Consider the following 15902-nt stretch of genomic DNA (forward strand, 5'->3'; position numbering starts at 1 on the left):
CACTATGAAGCAAAGAACCCCCTAAGTTCTTAAGACTAGAACTTAGGGGGTTTTATTGATCAATTCTATTATCTGGCCACCGTCTCCTTAATGAAAACGGAAAGATCATATTTAAGGTCTATTTCATATGGTGGCTGATTCAGTGGGTCCTCAATAATTCTTATAATCGGTCTTGTCGTATAACCTTTTCTTACATCAACAATTATACCCTTTCGACCATCCTCTAAAAGAACCGTCTCCCCAGGTCGATATATTGCCACGTTATCTATAAGTGCCTTTAGCAGGTCCGCATCGATCCGCATAATGGCTTCAGCCATCATTACATCAAGAGCCTTATAAACAGGCATACTTCTCTGATATACCCGATCCGAAGTCATGGCATCAAACATATCACATATACTAACGATCCTGGTATAGACAGAGATATTTTCATTTTTAAGCCCTCTGGGATACCCTGAGCCATCGAGTCTTTCATGATGTCCATAAATTATCTGTTTGCTAATGCCTGATAGAGTTATATCATCTTGAACCAGTTCATAGCCCATTTTCACGTGGGTCTTTACCTTTTCAAACTCTTCCTGTGTGAGTCTTGATGGTTTATTGAGGACTGATTCAGGAATACACATTTTACCGATGTCGTGCATGAGGGCACCAATGGACATATGCTTAATTTTCTCGTGGTCGATTTTAAGAGCCAGTCCCAGCACAATACTTAAAACTGTTACATTGACACTATGGGCATAGGTATACATATCTGTTCCCATAAGTTCAACCATATTGTAGAGCCGATCAGGCATGTCTACTAGGGTGTCAAATAATTCTTTTACAATATTTCGGTATTCACCAATGATAGCCTGGTCAATCATATTGCCTTTGGACATATTTCCATTTGCAAAAGTTTTCTTCATAATTTTTTCAATTTTAGTCACAGACTTGATCTTGAGCTCATCTGGAATAACCGATACGGGTTCAATACCATGGGAAAGTTCATCTTCAATGTAAATATAATAAATACTATTCTTCTTAAGGCTTTTGATCATAAGAGGTGAAAGCTTAACACCTGCTGATAGTAAAAGAGCTGCATCAGTCGAATATATGGATTTACCAAGAATATCATCTTCCTCTATATTGTCAACAGACACCAATCTCATAGAACCACCTCCTGCTCTAAGCTATATATACCATCCTTCAAGGTCTTTCTCACAGAAGATTCATTTCAAATTCTGAACGGGATTTCCTAAAGTGCTCTTGAGCCACTCTCATATAAACCTCAGGTATGTCTGCAATGATTTCGGGCAAGTCGTGAATGTTCTTTTCCACTGCCTTTTTCTTAAACTCTGCACGCATTTTGTTGAATATTCCAAGGGAATAAGGGTTCATAAGCTTATTGGAGTACATGCTAGACAACTCCAAGTGGTCATATGCCTCTTCAATCTTATCTGCACTTAGCTTAATAAGAGCCATATACCCCTCTGCTATGGCTCGCTTCCAAACTGTACCATACACTTCAAACTGTCTTATAGCTTCTTCAAAGTATGAAATGGCTTCATTCTGATGACCTGATTCATAGGCAGTTTGCCCTGCATTGGTCAAAAATATTGACGTACATCTGGAAACACCTGATAGCTCACTAATTTCAATGGCAAGTTCATAACTTTTCATGGCATCTTCATATTTTTTCTGTATGCGATGCAAATCGCCTAAATAATTGTGACACGCTGCAATATTAAGCCTGTAACGTCCTCTGCGGTCGTCAATGGATTTGAAAATCTTAATGGCATCCTTCAAAAGCAACTCTGCCTCATCATATCGATGCATCATGATCATGGCCAGACCTTTAAGCCTTTTTATCATCGCTTCTTCTTCCTGATCATTATAAACCTCTAGTATATTTAAGGCCTTTTTTATCCACTGCATCATGAGTTTCTCGTCATAGGTCTGTACCGCATAATTAATTAGCTGTCTAATACCTTTTAACATGAAGTCATACTCTCTATAGACACCGGTGATTTGTATAAGCTCATCAATGGCTTTTCGCCCCGCCTCATAATGTCCCTCACGAATATAATAACGCCCCTGCATAAGCAGCAACCTCATGATTAAACGATCCACTTCTTTTGGATTCTTATTGCTTCTTTTTAAACCGTCTAAATCATTTTCAGCCTCTTTAAACCAAGTCATAACCCTATTGTTGTCAACTAAGCGCACAGTTTTTGATTCAACATTTAAATCTATAACTGGATAGAGTTCATGCTCAAAATTCAAAAAACCCTCAATATAAATCAAATGGTACTTCATGGCCTTAATGAACTCTTCAGCTTTTCTATAGTGGTATATGGCCCGTTCGTATCCCTTTTCATCGGAGTGTAAGGCAAACCACTCAGCAACCTTCAAATGTAGAATTTTTCGCTTTGTCACATTCATATTGTCATATATATATTCACGCAACTTGTGGTGGGAGAAGACAAACTGTCCCTCTTCCTCCCCTTCAATGAGTATATAGCTGTTCTGAAGTTCTTCCAAACTTTCAAGAAGGACCAAATCATCTTTTCCACTGACTGCCCCCAGTGCGCCAAACTCAATTTTGTCAGTAAAGCACGCTACAAGATCAAGTAACTTTGACGCTTCTTCGGATAAGTCATTAAATCGTCCTTCAATGATGCTTCTCATGGCAGGCGTCATATTCACGTCTTCACTTTTCTTAAGGGCATACACATACTCTTTTATAAAGAAGGGATTGCCCTCAGTCTGTTCAAATATATTCTTTAAAATCTGATCATCGTTTAAACCTGGTTCAATTGTCTCCAAAAACCCCTTAATGTCAGCTTTGCTAAATCTTGAAAGATAAACCACATCAACATTGCCACCCCTTAAAAGCGTGGCTTTCATTCGTCTGACCTTATTCGAAGCTCCACTCCTTGAAAGCCCGACAAATAGCACCTTGTCTCGACCGTATTGTAAAAGAAGGTTCGTCAATATGGAAAGGCTCATTTCATCCATCCACTGAATATCATCAACAACCAAAACAATTTTACCCTTGGCTGACAACATTTCAAATAAGCCCTGAATGATGTCTTCCAGTAAATGAACTTGCAGGCTCTGACTTATTTCATTTTCGTCAAGCACTTCATCAAAAGCTGTCGCAAATGATGGGAAGACTCGAACAAGCTCTCGTTTCCAGTTTGGTGGCCATACAATGCCTTCTTTCGTTGAGAGCTCGAGTAACTGCTCCATGACTGCATGCCAAGGTTTTAAGTAAAAATGTGACTCTGACTGATAGCAAACCACTTGTATGGTCTGAAAATTTTCTTTTTCGACATGTTCAACAAATGACTGCTTGAGGGTCGTCTTGCCTATACCGGCTTCCCCTTCGACAAGGATAGATTTGAATTTCAAATTGTTCTTAAAGTTTTTAACAACCTTTAGGAGCTGGTTCATTTCTTGTTTACGACCATACATCTCTGTCGAAGCTTTATTTTCTGCTTCCTCTTCCCTCTGCATAGCCAGCCTTTCAAAGACCCTTTTGGTCTCTACATCTGGCTCGACCCCCAAATCTTCATTGAGAAGGGTTTTTAATGACTGAAATATTTTAAAGGCCTTGTTCATATGACCAGAATCAGAATAGGCTTGCATAATAATCCTATAGGCTCTTTCGTCATAGGGGTCAACCTTTATGACAATGGACATAATTCGAATGATGTCCCCCACATTTTCTGAAGCGCCATCTTCAACTTGATCATAAGCCATTTCTGTGAATCGCTCACGACAAAACTCTCTATAGCCCAATATCCAGTCTTCGAAATTTTCAGCATTCTTTACGTTGTAGCCTTGTAAAAAAGGGCCTGTATAGATTTCGAGATTCTCTTTGTCTAATAGGTCGCTTACATCTATTTTTAAGTCAACTTGACTGGAAATTTCAACAATTGAACGCTTGGGGGTGTATAGCACCTCTTCCCCAAGGGTCTTCTTAATTTGATACAAGGCGTTTCTTAAATTTTTCTTGGCCGTGCCCTCATTCAATTCGCTCCAAAACAAGTTTACAAGTTCGTCCCTTGTGACTCTTTTTTGAATGGCAAGATAAAAGAATATGGCTTCAGCTTTTTTAAATGGAAATTCTACGGCTTCTTCATTAAGTATAATCTTCGGGACTCCAAATAGTTTTAATTTGACCTTCAAAACATCCACCCCCTAAATAGTGTTCTATAGTCTAGTATGAGGCAGTTTTCAAAAAACGTCAATGATTTCGACCCAATATATTCACTTCTAGTTTTCCATTGACGCTTTTCTCAGTCAGGCATTGCATATTCTCTTAAAATCTATCGTGTAACCTTTCAAAAGCCCTCATTTTCACTTTTATCTATAGACTCTTATCAAAATTCATTCATAATGTCTTGATAAGGCAAAGAGGAAGTCAAACAGCCTTCAAGAATTTTCTGATAATTGCAAAAGAAGTATTGTCAATCGGCCATTCACCCTGTATAATTTAGTCAATCAAATGCTTACATATGAGCTGTTTTGAACTACATAATAACCAGCATAGATGAAAAATACGACTGCAAGTTTCTTTAGAGAGCTGATGACCGGTGAAAATCAGTGTAACGATCAGTCCTTCCACTTTCTGAGCTGGCAAGGTTTATACCCTATAAAGTATAATCAAGTGGTCTTATGACAATTTGGGTGGCAACGCGGAACTCTTTCGTCCCATATATTAGGGATTAAAGAGTTTTTTTATTATTTCAGCATGAGAGGAGTCTAAAAATGATTGATATTAAATTGGTAAGAGAGAACCCTGACCTAGTTAAAGAGAACATGAAAAAGAAGTTCCAGCATGATAAAGTTCAACTTGTTGACAAAGTCCTTGAACTTGATGTAAAGCGACGAGAGACAATCGCAAAGGTGGATGATCTTCGTGCAAGTCGAAACACTTTGTCTAAGCAAATTGGCAAACTAATGGGTCAGGGTCAAAAAGAAGAAGCCCAAGACATTAAGAATCAAGTTGCAAAAAATGCTGAAACACTTGCTCAACTTGAACTGGACAGAAAAGAGCTCGATGAGAAAGTCACAGCAATTATGATGAAAATTCCAAACATCATTGACGATACAGTCCCTATTGGTAAAGACGATACAGAAAATGTGGAAATAGAAAAATTCGGAGAACCTCTGGTACCAGACTTTGAAGTGCCCTATCACATTGACTTGATGAAGTCATTTTCAGGTGTGGATCTTGAAAGCGCTGCAAAAGTGGCTGGCAGTGGTTTTTACTACCTCATGGGAGACATTGCAAGACTCCATAGCGCCCTGCTTTCTTATGCAAGGGATTTTATGATCGATAAGGGCTTCACTTACTGCATTCCCCCATATATGATTCGGAGCGAAGTGGTTCAAGGTGTAATGAGTTTTGCCGAAATGGATGCCATGATGTATAAAGTCGAGGGAGAAGATCTATACCTGATTGGTACAAGTGAACACTCAATGATTGGAAAATATATTGATACCATTGTTCAAGAAGAAACTTTACCTCATACACTCACAAGTTATTCACCATGCTTTAGAAAAGAAAAAGGCGCCCACGGCATTGAAGAACGCGGTGTTTATCGAATTCATCAATTTGAAAAGCAGGAAATGATCGTTGTCTGCATGCCAGAAGAAAGCAAAAAATGGTACGACGTTCTCTGGCAATCCACCGTTGATATTTTCAGATCTCTTGATGTTCCAGTGCGAACTCTAGAGTGTTGTTCTGGCGATTTAGCCGACCTTAAAGTAAAATCTGTTGATGTGGAAGCTTGGTCCCCTAGACAGGGAAAATATTTTGAAGTTGGTAGCTGTTCTAATCTGGGCGATGCCCAAGCAAGGCGTCTGAAGATTCGCCGTAAAGGTGATAGCGGTAAAGGTTTTGTGCACACTCTAAACAACACAGTTCTTGCACCCCCAAGAATGCTGATTGCATTCCTTGAAAACAACTTAAATGAAGATGGCTCAGTTAACATTCCTGAAGTTCTTAGACCCTACATGGGCGGCAAGGGACTATTGACCCCAAACAAGTAATAAATTAAGGGTGGTCTACCAAATTGGTGGACCACCCCTTTTAATGTGTATTGTATTTTATTCGATGTCCATAATGCGCTTTTCAAGAACTTGGTTCATTGAGAAGTCTTCAACACCTAGGTAGTATTCAGCCGTTTGAATCATAGCCTCCATTGGAAGCAGACCGATGACTTCTGAACCAATGACATTGACGCCGTAACGTTTTGCTTCAATGCGGATAAGTTCAAATGCTCTATACAGAGGCGTTCTTGTGAAATCAGTCATATTCATAGATACCTGTGTAAGATTACGGTCTTCCATAGCGATACCAATACCCTTACAGTATCTTAGGCCACCACTTAAATGACGCACACGCTTAGCAATTGCATTGGCTGTGTCTAGATTGTTTGTGTCCAGAATAACATTAAATGCTACAAGTGGCATTCTAGCTCCAATTGCCGTAATACCAGCAGTTGGATGAATGTCAGTACCAAAATCTGGCTTCCACTGGTCTTCTTTAACCTTTTCAGCCATACCTTCAAATTGACCCTTGCGCAGTTTTGAAAGATTTTGTCTATGTGTTGCAGAAGCAGCTTTTTCATAAAGGAAAACTGGAATTTGAAGTTTGTCATAGACTGCCTGAGCTGTCTCTTTTGCAAGCTCTACAGCTTCATCCATTGTAAAGTTCTTGATTGGAATAAATGGTACAACATCTGTCGCGCCCATTCTAGGGTGCTGACCTTCATGTTTTGTCATGTCAATAACTTCTGATGCAGTGCCCATAGCTTCAACAATTACAGCCTTCAGAGCTTGTGGCTCGCCTACAAGTGTAACAACCGTTCTATTATGGTCTTCGTCACTGCTGTAGTCAAGAAGCTTTACGCCGTCTTTGCCTCTAAAGTTGTCAATAATCTTTTCAATTTTGTCCTTGTCTCTACCTTCTGAGAAATTTGGGACGCATTGTACGATAGTTTGCATTAGAATTTCCTCCCGAGTTTTACATGAAGGAACTCACACATAGATCATGTGTAAGTTCCTGTTTCCAAAGGTTGATTTACAAATTGTCTTACCATTATAAGTCTAGCATACCACTTTATAGGTTTAAATCTATTTGTGGTTAAACCACACTACTTCTTTAACCCGTACTTCTTAAATGCATCTTCCACAAGTCCACCAACAAGATCTTCATTTGCCACATACGGAATTGTAATATGATCAGATCCGTCATAGATTTGGTTATATTCCATTGATGTTTCAATGGCATGTTCATTTCTAGCCCAGTTACGACGAGATACACCCACCATAGTGTCCCAAGGAACTGCGCGACGAAGAATGCGATCCACACGCTCTGAGCCGTCAAGAACCATACCGAAACCACCATTGATAGACTTACTGATACCAACGCCGCCACCATTATGAAGGGCTACCATTGTCATACCACGTGCCGCATTGCCCGCAAAACATTGTGTTGCCATTTCTGAAGTCATATTAGAACCATCATAGATGTTTGATGTCTCACGGAATGGCGAATCTGTACCGCCAGTATCATGGTGGTCACGGCCCAGCATAACAGGACCAATTTCACCTTTTCGAACCATTTCATTAAATTTCAGAGCAATGTTCATTCGACCTAGAGCATCCTGGTATAGGATACGCGCCTGAGAACCAACAACAAGACCATTTGAATCAGCATCGCGAACCCAAACGTAGTTGTCTCTATCTTGCGGGCGTCTGTCTGGATCGATGCACGACATAGCTGCAGCATCTGTTTTAAGAAGGTCTTCCTTCTTTCCAGATAGGCATACCCAGCGGAAAGGACCATATCCGTAATCGAACAGCATAGGACCCATAATGTCTTCTACATATGATGGCCAGATAAAGCCTTCTGATTCATCTTTGCCATTCTTACAGATTTCAGATTGACCTGCATCATAAATGGCTTTCATAAAGGCATTACCATAATCAAAGAAGTAAGATCCTTTTTCTGTAAGCGCTTTTACAAGTTCATAGTGTTTCTTTAATGACTCATTAACAAGTTCAATGAATTTTTTCTTGTCTTTTGCTAGAAGCTCTGTACGCTCATCAAATGATAGACCTTGTGGACAGTAGCCACCATCATAAGGAACGTGACAAGATGTCTGGTCAGAAAGCAGGTGAATCTGAACATCGTTGTCAACCGCGTATTGTAGCAGGTCAACCACATTGCCATAGAATGCAATGGCACGACCTTCGCCCTTGTCCATGTACTTGTTGGCTTCAGCAAAGGCTTCTTTAGGATCAGCTGTCCATGAATCCACCCAGCCCTGCTCATATCTTGTTTCAATTCTTGACTTATCCACTTCAGCAATAATACCAACACCATTGGCAATCTTAACCGCTTTGCCTTGTGCACCAGACATACCACCAAGACCAGATGTTACGTATAGGAATCCACCTAAATCTTGATCACCACTGATGCCGTACTTCAGACGACCAGCGTTAAGAACTGTGTTGAATGTTCCATGTACAATGCCCTGTGGACCAATGTACATCCAGCCACCAGCAGTCATTTGGCCATAATTTGATACACCCATTGCAGCTGCCTTGTTCCAATCTTCTGGATTGTCATACATACCAATCATAAGACCATTTGTAATAAGTACACGTGGCGCTTCGGGTGATGAATGGAATAGACCTAGAGGATGACCACTCATAATAACAAGTGTTTGGTCTTGTGTCATAACTTCAAGATATTTTTTTATCAGTCTGTACTGCATCCAGTTTTGGCACACACGACCTGTTTCACCATACGTTACAAGCTCATATGGATACAGGGCTATATCAAAGTCAAGATTGTTGTCAATCATAACTTGAATCCCTTTAGCTTCTGTGATGCCTTTATATTCTTCAATAGGCTTGGCTTTTATTTGGCCCTCTGGACGGTATCTGTATCCGTAAATACGACCATGTTCCATAAGTTCTTCCATAAACTCCGGTGCCATAATATCATGAAACGCTTCTGGTACATATCGTAGTGCATTTTTCAAAGCTGTTTCAGTCTGCTTTTGTGTTAATGTAAACTCTCTTTTAGGGGCACGACGAATGCCTTCCTTAAACTCAGGGTATTCAGGCAACACGTTATCAAGTTTGATCGTCATTGCTTCAGATATTGCTTGATTACTAATCATGTTTTTCACCTCTCCATTACTATTTTCAGTTGCATCCAGAAGTCTTTAGCGATCAGCTATGTTTAGTCAAACACAAACACCTCAGACCACTGGATGCATTATTTATATACTTCTGGCGCTTGCAAAATTACCCATTTGCGTCCTCGTCATACCATATATAGAATTTTTGATTCTTAAATATCTATATTTATGGCATGGTGGGGACATTTGAGTGATATTTTACAAATCGCTCACTTAATAATTCACTTCGATTAGTTCTTTTTTCCTTCAACCGGACCAATAGCCGCTTCAACCGCTTCAACGATGTCATGCGTCTGAATCAGGTCATACATTTTCTTCATATCACGGTATGTTTCACGGTCTTCCATGAATGAGTCGATTTTTCCACGAACCTGGTCATAAACAACTTGAGTGCCTTTTGCCATTTTTCCATTTGGATCTAAGTCGATGGCCTGTGCAGCACACATAAGCTCAATAGCAAGCACATTGGTTACATTTTCATAAATTTCTTTAGCCTTACGAGCCGCAATTGTTCCCATTGAAACGTGATCTTCTTGGTTAGCACTTGATGGAATAGAATCCACAGATGCAGGATGAGCCAAAACCTTGTTTTCAGAAACCAGTGCTGCCGCTGCATATTGTGCAATCATAAAACCGTTGTGAAGGCCACCTTTAGGTGTAAGGAATGCTGGTAGACCACTAAGAGCCGGGTTAACCATTCTCTCAATACGTCTTTCTGCTTCATTGGCAATTTCTGCAAGAGCTATACCCAGGAAGTCAAATGGCAGTGCCATTGGCTGACCGTGGAAGTTTCCGCCTGAGAAAACAGACTCATCTTCTGGAATGATAATTGGGTTGTCTGTAACCGCATTAATTTCGATAAGTACTTTATTTGCAACATACTCAATTGTATCCTTGCTTCCACCATGAATTTGTGGAATACAACGAAGTGAGTATGCATCTTGTACTCTAATTTCGCCTTGGCGTGTCGTTCTTTCACTGCCTTCAAGAATATGAAGTAGATTTGCCGCAGTATCCATTTGGCCCTTGTGAGGACGAATGGCATGAATTCTAGGATCAAATGCATCTGTGATCCCTCTTAGGGCTTCGATTGTTAAAGATGCAGACATATCTGAAAGTTTCATAAGCTTTTGAGCATCATAAACTGTCAGTGCACCAACAGCTGTCATGACTTGTGTGCCATTGATAAGAGACAGACCTTCTTTAGATGTCAATTCAATTGGCGTCAAACCCGCTTTCTTCATAGCTTCTCTACCAGGAAGCTCTTCACCCTTATACATAGCTTCCCCTTCTCCAATAAGAGGGAGTACCATGTGTGAAAGTGGTGCAAGGTCACCAGACGCGCCCAGAGAACCTTTTTCAGGAATAACTGGATGAACACCTTCATTAAGCATAGCTAGTAGCGTTTCAATTGTAGAAAGTCTAGCCCCTGAGTATCCCTTAACAAGGTTATTGATACGAAGAAGCATTATAGCTCTTGTCACTTCTTCGCTAAATGGTTTACCCACACCGCAAGCATGTGAGATAATCAGATTACGCTGAAGTTCAGCCGTGTCTTCTTTAGAAATCACAGTGTCAGAAAACTTGCCAAAACCTGTTGTAATTCCATATACAACCTTGCCTTCATCCACAAACTTGTCTACGATTTTACGACTTGCTTTCACTCTTTCTACTGCTTTTGGGTCAAGTTCTACTTTATATCCCTTTCTTGCTACGTCAGCCACATCTTGTAGCGTAAGTGAAAGGCCATCTAGAATTACTTTATTCATTTTGGTTCCCCCTATCATATTTCAACGATTTTCCACATTTCGTTTTTTTGTCAAAATCATTCTATCAAGTCTTCGTCTGTAAAACGTCTATGTTTTTAGAACTTTTATAAATTTGTTGACGTTTTCTGAAAAATGACAAAAACATCTCCGTAAATTCACGAAGATGCTTTCATTAGATGACAAATGATTTATTTTTGTAACTACAAGTTAATAGGGGCATAGGCTTTCCTAGATAATAGCCTTGCACATAATCCACACTGAAGTTTTTTAGTAATTTATACTCGAAACACCCTTCCACACCTTCTACTATTGTTGATATACCAAGTCCTTCTAACATACATAGAATATTTTGTAAAATATACTGTTTTTTATTGTTCACGAGAATATCATTTAAAAAACACTTATCCATTTTCACATAGTCAAATGGATAAGAAGCTAGTAGGAGTATATTAGAATACCCCATACCAAAGTCGTCCATTGCAAAGCGAATACCTATTGCTTTTAAAGCATCCATATTTCTTTTCGCATGAAATGAATTTACCATTTGTCTTGATTCAGTAATTTCAAATACCAACCTACTAGCATCAAGCTTTTGACTTTTAATAATCTTTATTAAACGACTAGAATAGTTTTCAATATCTAGTTCCAAGGGAGATATATTAATTGTCAAAGAAATATCTTCACTTAGACTTCTTAAAAAATCGGCCGATCTTAAAAGCATAAATTCTGTTACATCAGCTATACTGCCATTCATCTCTAGCTCACGGATAAATGGTTCAATCTCCCTATTTTTCACTCGAAGTAGAGCTTCATAAAATTTTGTTTTTCCACTTTTGATGTCCACAATATTTTGATAATGAACATCCCAATCACAACAATTCAAAACATCCCTCCCTCTAACCATGTCTTTAATATTTGATCTCCATAATAATAGGCAATGAAAGCACCGAGTATTATGAATGGGCCAAAGGGAACTTTCTTTTCCTTCGCTTGTTTTTTTACTATTAAATATATACCGAGCAAGCCACATGATACAATCGCCACGTACATCATCACAATCAGCCCTTTAACACCTAGAACCATCCCAAGAGCAATAGATAGTTTTACATCACCCATTCCCAAAACATCTAGCCGCTTATAAACGATTCCCCCTAACACATAAATGGATATTATTATTCCAAGGGCAGTTAAAATCCCGTATAAGCTGTCTATAAACGATATATTTCCAAGCCAAATATTCACTATGCCAACCATAATTACCAGTAAAACTAATCTGTTTGGGATTATCATATAATCTATATCAATAAAGACAATAACTATAAATATGCTCAGTAGAAATGATCCAATTAAAAAATCAGATATTGATGATGCGTGTACAAAAGCAAACATAAACATGAAAGCTGTTAAAAGTTCTATCATCATATAACGACTGGAAAATTTTGATTTACAATAGGCACATCTCCCCTTATACATTAGAAATGTGAGAACTGGAATCATATCTATAAATCGCAACATTTTTTTACAAGTCCCACATTTTGACCTCGATAAGGCCACAGGAATATTCTGTGGTATTCTATATATGCATACGTTCAAAAATGAGCCTATGCATGCACCTAAAATAAATATAATCACTAAATCGCTCATTCTTCACCTACTTAAGTATCCATTGATACACATCAAATCTTTCTTCATTAACAACAGTTCTTGCTCTTGCATTTACAATGGTAATATTTTTATCAAGAATTTTTTTACCTTTACTCGCACCTGCTTTTAAAAATTCTGCTAGTTTGCCTTCTGGATCACTAGAATGAATATAGGCATCATAAATCAAAGTCTCAGCATGATTTATCGTTACATCACCATCAATAATCACGTTTCCGTCTGCAATTACAGCACCATTGATTGTGCCATCTCCCTTGATTGTTAAGTCGCCGTTTGAATAGATAATTGCATTCACCACATTTCCTAAACCATTCTTTCCAAACTCTAATGTATTCGTGGAGTCGTCATAAACTTGAACATAGTCGTTTACAATCACTTCACTTAATTTTGAAACATCTACAAAGTTCTCAAAAGAATCAAACACTGTTGATTTGACATGACCATACTTAGCCCTAAGTAGATGGTAGCCGCCATTGTTATATTTAGAATCAAAGTATAAATCACTCACTGCTGTCGAAATATTTTCAAGGGCACTCCTCAAAGGACAATGGTAATAACCATGTTTGTGTGCTGGTTTCACATAGCTTGGGTTGTATAGGTTTTCATCATATTCTTTTTTACTTTGACAGTTTTCTCCACAACCTAAGTAATACGCTTCAGCTCTTTTAGCCCTATCATTTAGAAGGTTGAACTCATCTTCAACAATCTTCAATGAGTCATAAATGAGCCGACCATCCTGAGATTTAGAATGCCTATCGTCAATAATCAGATCCGAAACGATACTTCCATCCTCAGCTGGTGATGACGATATATGAACCCGACCGCTTAATGGCGCTGTATGATCGGTCTTACTTGTGAACGTTCCGCCATCTAATATGATATTTGGATTGTTGGCATCCATATTATTTGTTGAAACCTGAGCACAGTAGACATTACCACCCTTGCTATCTGGGAATATCATACTTGCTTTATTTTCTGGACTATATTCAAGTACCTGCGCAAATGCCCATTTAAAATGCGCATTAGAGATAATTGGCTTTGTGCTGTTTAATTTCTTAAAAGTGGTATACTCGATGTAGTTTCCAGTTGAAAAATCATTATATTTTGATGAGCTGTCATGTTCACTTGCATGTAACAAACCCTTAAGCTTTCCTTTATAGTTGCTTTTATAATTGTGAACCTTATAACGGCTATAACTATTTCCTGAATTATTGAAAAAAAGTTTAGATGGTGTATAGAAGTTTCCATAATGGTCAATTGTTGAGGTTTTAATTTCTAATCCCTTATATGCATACATGTCGCCAGAAACTTCAATATTATTTCCTGATGTTGTACTGATTTTCTTTGATGAAATGATCCCATAGGCCGTTAGAGGATTAACTTTTGCCTCAATGTTAATTTCTCGCTTAGTTGAGGCGTATTTAGGGCACAAAATATTTAATTTTATTTCTAGTGTCTTACCTGCATCCTTGTCCTGGGCCACTAAAGTTAAACCAAGGTCCTTAACGGTTGGTTCAAAACTTTCCCATGTTTTGCTCTCGTTTAGCATCCCATAACTATGATTTTTACCATAAACCGTTTGAATATCAAAATTATACTGATTGTTGACCGAATTCACTTGATTTGTTGGTATGGTTTTCATGACAGCGTCGATAGCTTTTGCTGCAATGCTGTCACCGCCTCCGTATACACTGTGATAGTAAATTCTATTGTAGTACAGTTTTTCAAAAGCTTTTTCGTAGAATATATCAAGCAACTCATTATATTTAACTGGATCAATACTGTTTGTTGATGACCCACTGCCTGCAACTTGGCTTTTGCTATACACTTCTTCTTTCCATCTCTTATGAAAAAACTGATGCGTCTCTTCATCAAGCAATGATTCATTGACTGATTCCTGTGCATACCCTTCACTCTGCATGTACTCTATAACATTTTGTTCAATTTTGTAGAGTTCTTGGTCATAGGCCTGAACAAGCATCTGACCATAGTCGTCTAGTTCGTAGTACATTTCATTGAAATCTACTGATTTATTTGAAAATGAATATGAATATAAGGATGTGTACATTATTCCTGTTATGCCCATGATGACTATGAATAGCAATACAAAAGAAGTGACAAGGCTTGCGCCATCTTTCTTCTTAATAACTTGTCTTAATACCGTATTGTATAACTTTTTAATCTGCATAATAGTACCCCGAGTCGTAGTCTACTAATAGGTCTAGGTTTTTCATTCTATATACTTTGATTTTAAAATCATATTGAAGTTCTGTATCGTTTTCCGGTTCAATATAGGTCGTTTTCGATATTCCTTCATGAGCTGTGAGTCTGACATCTTTTTCTGCATCATCACCAATAACATAAATATCAAGTGACGCTCCGTTTTGGTTTACAATATCTACAGTATATTTTGAGCCGTCCTCCAGTTCCCCATCAAGCCACATTTTAAGAGGAATTGAACCCCTTACATTAATTGCGTCTTGCACTTGTTCATCCACGTTATACTGGGCAAAATCTTTTGGAATGGTCACATCATGAACTCTCATAATTTCACGAAAGAGTCTTATCGATTGTCGGCCTATAGATTCTTCTCTTGAATAAGCTTGTCGAATATATTCTGAAGGTATGGTTTTTTCGTAAGCCTGATAACCTAAACTTATCTTTGCTCCCCAATCAGCTAAATAATCATCAAACTCGCTATAGTTAATTCCATTAATGACAACAATCTCATAATTATGGTGAAGGTATTCCCCAGAAGCTTGATCATCAACACCTGTAACACTTGGAATAACCCACAAAAGATATTTCTTAATCCCTGGATAAATCTTGAAATCTTCATATCTTAAAGGTATTTCAGGAATTAAAAAAGAATCACCCGTCTTGTGTTTTTTCGAATTTAACTCGATGTCAACCTTATACGTTGCTTTACCCGGCCTTACTTTTTCCATTTTGCTATCTAAATACATTGTTTTTCTATATTGTTCTTTATCATCAACCATTCCCTTATATTCAAGTTCAAAACTGGTGATGGCCTCATCTGGGGAGTACCTCATTTCTTCAATATAAGAAGCAACTATCATGTTCAGTTGATCCAAGTCTTTTGCCTGCACTTCCAATTTTTTAGAATTTAAAAGTATCATTACAATACCGCTAAATACAGCGCTAACAATAGCTAAGGCTACAATTATTTCTATAAGCGTAAAGCCATTTTTTGACTGAATACAGCGCTTTGCATAAGCGTACTTAATTTTTTTCATCA

General features: G+C 38.3%; 10 protein-coding genes. 1 reads left to right on the top strand and 9 read right to left on the bottom strand.

Annotation, left to right across the window (positions count from 1 at the left end; translation table 11 throughout):
- Positions 1 to 68 precede the first annotated feature (68 nt).
- A complete protein-coding gene (locus ACQ4KW_RS11805; protein WP_430882679.1) occupies positions 69 to 1151 on the bottom strand; it encodes an HD-GYP domain-containing protein in 1083 nt (360 codons plus the stop codon).
- Positions 1152 to 1200: 49 nt separating this feature from the next.
- Positions 1201 to 4176, bottom strand: coding sequence for an AAA family ATPase (locus tag ACQ4KW_RS11810; protein WP_430882680.1), 2976 nt, complete (start codon positions 4174 to 4176; stop codon positions 1201 to 1203).
- 582 nt (positions 4177 to 4758) lie between these two features.
- Between ACQ4KW_RS11810 and serS the strand changes: the two genes are divergently transcribed.
- Positions 4759 to 6045 carry a serine--tRNA ligase gene (gene serS / locus ACQ4KW_RS11815; RefSeq protein WP_430882681.1) on the top strand — a complete coding sequence of 429 codons (1287 nt, stop codon included), beginning with the start codon at positions 4759 to 4761 and terminating at the stop codon, positions 6043 to 6045.
- Between the two features lie 57 nt (positions 6046 to 6102).
- On the opposite strand, the gene ftcD is transcribed toward serS, so the two are convergent.
- From ftcD to ACQ4KW_RS11850, 7 genes are all read right to left on the bottom strand, one after another.
- Entirely contained in the window at positions 6103 to 7002 is a 900-nt protein-coding gene (gene ftcD, locus ACQ4KW_RS11820; RefSeq protein ID WP_430882682.1) for a glutamate formimidoyltransferase, read from the bottom strand.
- 149 nt (positions 7003 to 7151) lie between these two features.
- Positions 7152 to 9191: a urocanate hydratase gene (locus tag ACQ4KW_RS11825; protein ID WP_430882683.1), complete on the bottom strand. Its 2040-nt coding sequence runs from the start codon at positions 9189 to 9191 to the stop codon at positions 7152 to 7154.
- A gap of 251 nt (positions 9192 to 9442) precedes the next feature.
- Positions 9443 to 10981: a histidine ammonia-lyase gene (hutH, locus tag ACQ4KW_RS11830; RefSeq protein WP_430882684.1), complete on the bottom strand. Its 1539-nt coding sequence runs from the start codon at positions 10979 to 10981 to the stop codon at positions 9443 to 9445.
- Between the two features lie 172 nt (positions 10982 to 11153).
- Positions 11154 to 11864: an EAL domain-containing protein gene (locus ACQ4KW_RS11835; RefSeq protein WP_430882685.1), complete on the bottom strand. Its 711-nt coding sequence runs from the start codon at positions 11862 to 11864 to the stop codon at positions 11154 to 11156.
- Positions 11861 to 12625 carry a prepilin peptidase gene (locus tag ACQ4KW_RS11840; RefSeq protein WP_430882686.1) on the bottom strand — a complete coding sequence of 255 codons (765 nt, stop codon included), beginning with the start codon at positions 12623 to 12625 and terminating at the stop codon, positions 11861 to 11863. Before ACQ4KW_RS11840 ends, ACQ4KW_RS11835 begins: the two co-directional genes overlap by 4 nt.
- Positions 12626 to 12632: 7 nt before the next feature.
- On the bottom strand, positions 12633 to 14831 hold the full coding sequence (locus ACQ4KW_RS11845; protein ID WP_430882687.1) for a DUF2572 family protein: 2199 nt from the start codon (positions 14829 to 14831) through the stop codon (positions 12633 to 12635).
- Positions 14821 to 15900, bottom strand: coding sequence for a type IV pilus modification PilV family protein (locus tag ACQ4KW_RS11850; protein ID WP_430882688.1), 1080 nt, complete (start codon positions 15898 to 15900; stop codon positions 14821 to 14823). Before ACQ4KW_RS11850 ends, ACQ4KW_RS11845 begins: the two co-directional genes overlap by 11 nt.
- Positions 15901 to 15902: the final 2 nt, after the last annotated feature.

It is taken from the genome of Tianxiuia mixotrophica, from assembly GCF_050596425.1.
GTDB lineage: Bacteria > Bacillota > Clostridia > Peptostreptococcales > Acidaminobacteraceae.

Coding starts and splice junctions, on each gene's coding strand:
- ACQ4KW_RS11840 (WP_430882686.1), bottom strand. CDS start 12,625: ATGAGCGATTTAGTGATTATATTTATTTTAGGTGCATGCATAGGCTCA.
- ACQ4KW_RS11805 (WP_430882679.1), bottom strand. CDS start 1,151: ATGAGATTGGTGTCTGTTGACAATATAGAGGAAGATGATATTCTTGGT.
- serS (WP_430882681.1), top strand. CDS start 4,759: ATGATTGATATTAAATTGGTAAGAGAGAACCCTGACCTAGTTAAAGAG.
- ACQ4KW_RS11845 (WP_430882687.1), bottom strand. CDS start 14,831: ATGCAGATTAAAAAGTTATACAATACGGTATTAAGACAAGTTATTAAG.
- ACQ4KW_RS11825 (WP_430882683.1), bottom strand. CDS start 9,191: ATGATTAGTAATCAAGCAATATCTGAAGCAATGACGATCAAACTTGAT.
- ACQ4KW_RS11850 (WP_430882688.1), bottom strand. CDS start 15,900: ATGAAAAAAATTAAGTACGCTTATGCAAAGCGCTGTATTCAGTCAAAA.
- hutH (WP_430882684.1), bottom strand. CDS start 10,981: ATGAATAAAGTAATTCTAGATGGCCTTTCACTTACGCTACAAGATGTG.
- ftcD (WP_430882682.1), bottom strand. CDS start 7,002: ATGCAAACTATCGTACAATGCGTCCCAAATTTCTCAGAAGGTAGAGAC.